This is a genomic window from Deinococcus sp., assembly GCF_030523985.1.
Classification (GTDB): Bacteria; Deinococcota; Deinococci; order Deinococcales; family Deinococcaceae; genus Deinococcus.
On sequence record NZ_JAUNHK010000176.1, the window covers coordinates 1 to 3086 of the forward strand.

4 protein-coding genes are annotated in these 3086 nt (G+C 66.7%); 1 reads left to right on the forward strand and 3 read right to left on the reverse strand.

Annotation, left to right across the window (positions count from 1 at the left end; all coding sequences use genetic code 11):
* Positions 1-198: 198 nt before the first annotated feature.
* From Q4C89_RS14565 to meaB, 3 genes are read right to left on the reverse strand one after another with little or no spacing between them, the layout of a single operon-like run.
* Entirely contained in the window at positions 199-432 is a 234-nt protein-coding gene (locus Q4C89_RS14565; protein WP_303103345.1) for a hypothetical protein, read from the reverse strand.
* A 39-nt stretch (positions 433-471) separates the two neighbouring features.
* Entirely contained in the window at positions 472-1296 is an 825-nt protein-coding gene (locus Q4C89_RS14570; protein ID WP_303103346.1) for a hypothetical protein, read from the reverse strand.
* Between the two features lie 42 nt (positions 1297-1338).
* Positions 1339-2268, reverse strand: coding sequence for a methylmalonyl Co-A mutase-associated GTPase MeaB (meaB, locus tag Q4C89_RS14575; RefSeq protein ID WP_303103347.1), 930 nt, complete (start codon positions 2266-2268; stop codon positions 1339-1341).
* An 87-nt stretch (positions 2269-2355) separates the two neighbouring features.
* On the opposite strand from meaB, the gene Q4C89_RS14580 reads away from it, so the two are divergent.
* Positions 2356-2814: a hypothetical protein gene (locus tag Q4C89_RS14580; protein WP_303103348.1), complete on the forward strand. Its 459-nt coding sequence runs from the start codon at positions 2356-2358 to the stop codon at positions 2812-2814.
* Positions 2815-3086 lie beyond the last annotated feature (272 nt).

The window sequence follows — 3086 nt, forward strand, 5'->3', positions numbered from 1 at the left end:
CTTTGCACCACAAGGCCAGCGACAAGGTAAGGGGTCAGGCGGCGAGCTTTCATAGAGGCAGTGTAGGGCCAGGAGTGACAGAGAGATGGTGAGGTTTCAGGCTTTACCAGACCCGTCCCGCCATGACAAAAGGCCGCGTCCCTGGCGGGGCATGCCAGTTCCAGCGGGCCGTGAAGATTCCACAAGCATCCTGGCGCGTCACGTAGAAAAAGCGCTCGTCGGCCCTGCCCATTCGCCCGGCGAGGTCGCCCAGGCTATGTAGGCCCTCCCTGGCACCGGAGCCTGTGACTGCGACAGCCGCCGCTGCCAGACGAGCCGTCCCGCGCTGTCCCGACCAGTCAACACCGTTGCCTGCGGCGAAGTTTCCACAGTGACCCGCACCGGAGCGCAGGCACTCAGCAACAGGGCCAGACCGCACAGCATCTTTCGCATGGCCCAAAACTAGGGTCTGGGACGCAAGGGCGCATCCGCCTAAAGGATGACGTTCCCCTCGCTGTCGCCCAACTGCACGATGGCTGCCGCCACCTCCTCGCCGCTTCCGGAGAGGCGCAGCAGCCCGGTGCCGTGCGGGGTGCGAAACAGGGCCGCTTCGTCCGAGTGGTGAAGCAGCGCCCAGCCTTGGGCGGCGAGTTGCGGCAAAAGCGCAGGCCACAGCGCCGCTGCGCCGCCGGGGCCACGCAGCGCGTACTCTTCGCTGCTGACCCTTCCGCCCGACCCCTGCGACATCTGCGAACGCCAGGCCGCCGGAAGCCGGAGCAAAGGCATGGGCAGATGAACGTGGTCAAAGGGCGGGTCATGCTGGCCCAGCAGGTGCCGAATGGTCTGGGCCTCGGCTTCGGTGAGGGTCAGCCAGACCTGGGTCGTGGTTCCCGACTGCTCAGCAGCCTCCCGCAGCGCCAGATCGAGTTTCCAGCCCCGCGCCGGATTCAGCGCCAGCCAGCGCGTTTGCCCGGCTTCCACAAAAGTCTGAGCGAAGGCCCGCCCACTTTCCCAGCCCTGAGACAGCAATGCTGCCTGAAAAGTCGTCATCGTGTCGTCCAGCGCCGCGCCCACATCCAGAAAAACACGCCACTGCCGCTGCTGTGGGGAGAAAGATTTGCCCCGATTGAAGCTCCAGCGGGTCGCCACGCCCCGAACACTCCCCAGCATCCGCAGCCCCGGCAATTCAGGCAAGGTCAACGGGAAATCGTCGGGCAGGGCATTGGGGAAAACGCCCACTGTGAGCGGGTCGCCCTCCCATCCAAAACCCAGCGCCCGTTGCAAGAACTCACTGCTGACATGAAGTTGCCCGGTCATGCCTCAGCCTAACCGCCGACCATGAGCAGACAGCCCTGCCGCTCAGCCGCTCAGCAACTCGTCGGCGGCAGCGTCGGCATCCAATTCGCCCCGTGCCACCCGCGCATAGAGGTCGGCGCTGACCGTTCGCGCCCGTTGCAGCAGCTTTTCCTGCACCAGGGTCCTGACCTCGTACTCGGCGCGGCGTTCGCGACGTTCGCGCAGGCCCGCTTCGCCCAGGTGTGCGCGGTGCTGCTCCACAGCCTCGATCAACTGGTCCACGCCTTCGCCCTGACTGGCGACCGTGCGGCGAATGGGCGCGAACCAGGTGTGTTCGTCGTGGTGCCCCAGCCCCTGCGCGGCCATCAGTTCGCGTACCGTGCGGTCTGCGCCGGGCAGGTCGGCCTTGTTGACGGCGATGATGTCGGCGATTTCCATGATTCCGGCCTTGAACGCCTGCACGCCGTCGCCGCCCGCCGGGGTCAGGACCAGCAGGGTGTGGTCACACACGGCGGCGATGTCCACCTCAGACTGCCCCACGCCCACCGTTTCCAGAATCACCCAGTCGAAGCCCGCGCCTTCCATCAGCGCGAGCACCTGCATGCTGCGGGCCGAGAGGCCACCCAGCGCCCCCCGCGAGGCCAGCGAACGCACGAACACGCCGTCGTCGGCATGGTGCCGCAGCATCCGAATGCGGTCCCCCAGAATCGCGCCGCCGCTGTAGGGACTGCTGGGGTCCACCGCCAGCACCGCCACCCGCCGCCCCCGCCCGCGCAGCGCGGCGATCAGGGCGTCGGTCAGGGTGCTCTTGCCGCTGCCGGGGCTGCCCGTGACGCCCAGCACCACGGCACGCCTGCCAGACACGGCACACCCACGGGCGGCACGCAGCAGCGGACGGGCCGAATCCAGCCCGGCTTCGGCCAGGGTCACGGCGCGGGCCAGGGCACGGGCGTCCCCGGCCCGGTAGCGGGCTTCCAGAGTCGGTTGGGTCATGTCGGCTTCAGGGTAACGTGCGTCCCCCCCACAGGACAGCCCCAGGCATCATCGGAGGGTCAGGGCAGGCACGCTATACTCCGGCGCATGGAAGATTTCATCAAGGGACGCCTCGGCGGCGCAGACGGGTACGACATCCGCTGCTCCATCGACGGTGACAAAATCTCGGGCCGCGCTGGCGGCAAACTGCACGGCAAGGACATCGAACTCGAAATTACCGACCGGGGCGTGCGTGGCACCGTCGGCAACGACAGCGTGACCATCGAGCTTCAGGAAGGCGAACTGCGTGGACAGGTCGGCAGTCAGAAACTGGTGCTGCGTGGCGTGGACCGCGTGACCGGCTTCATGGGTGAACCCATCGTGGGCTGGAACATCGTGGCGCAGCAGCAAGGTGACTACCTCAGCGGTCAGCTCGGCTCGACGGTGCTGGGCCGCACCTTCAACCTCGAACTTGGCAGCGCCCCCGGCTGGGTCGGCACTCTGGTGGCCGTCGTGGCGTTCTACGCGCTCGAACCCCGCGCCAGCATGGGCGTCAAGGCTTCCTGAACTTCTTCTGACGGTTCGACTCCCGCCCGGCTTTTGGCCCGTGGCGGGAGTTCTTTTTGTTGCCTGCCCACAAAGACCCCTCACCCCTCGCTACGCGAGGCCCTCTCCCCCTGGCAGAGGGTCAAAAACCGCAAGTATCTCTTACGTCAAATGCTCTAAGCGACGCCAAAAACCAGCCGTTCGACAGCTTGACGGTTCGACTTTACGGCCCATCCCAAAAAAGCACGCACCCCCACCGGGGCAGGTGGGGGCAGGGCGATGAAAGCCGCTGT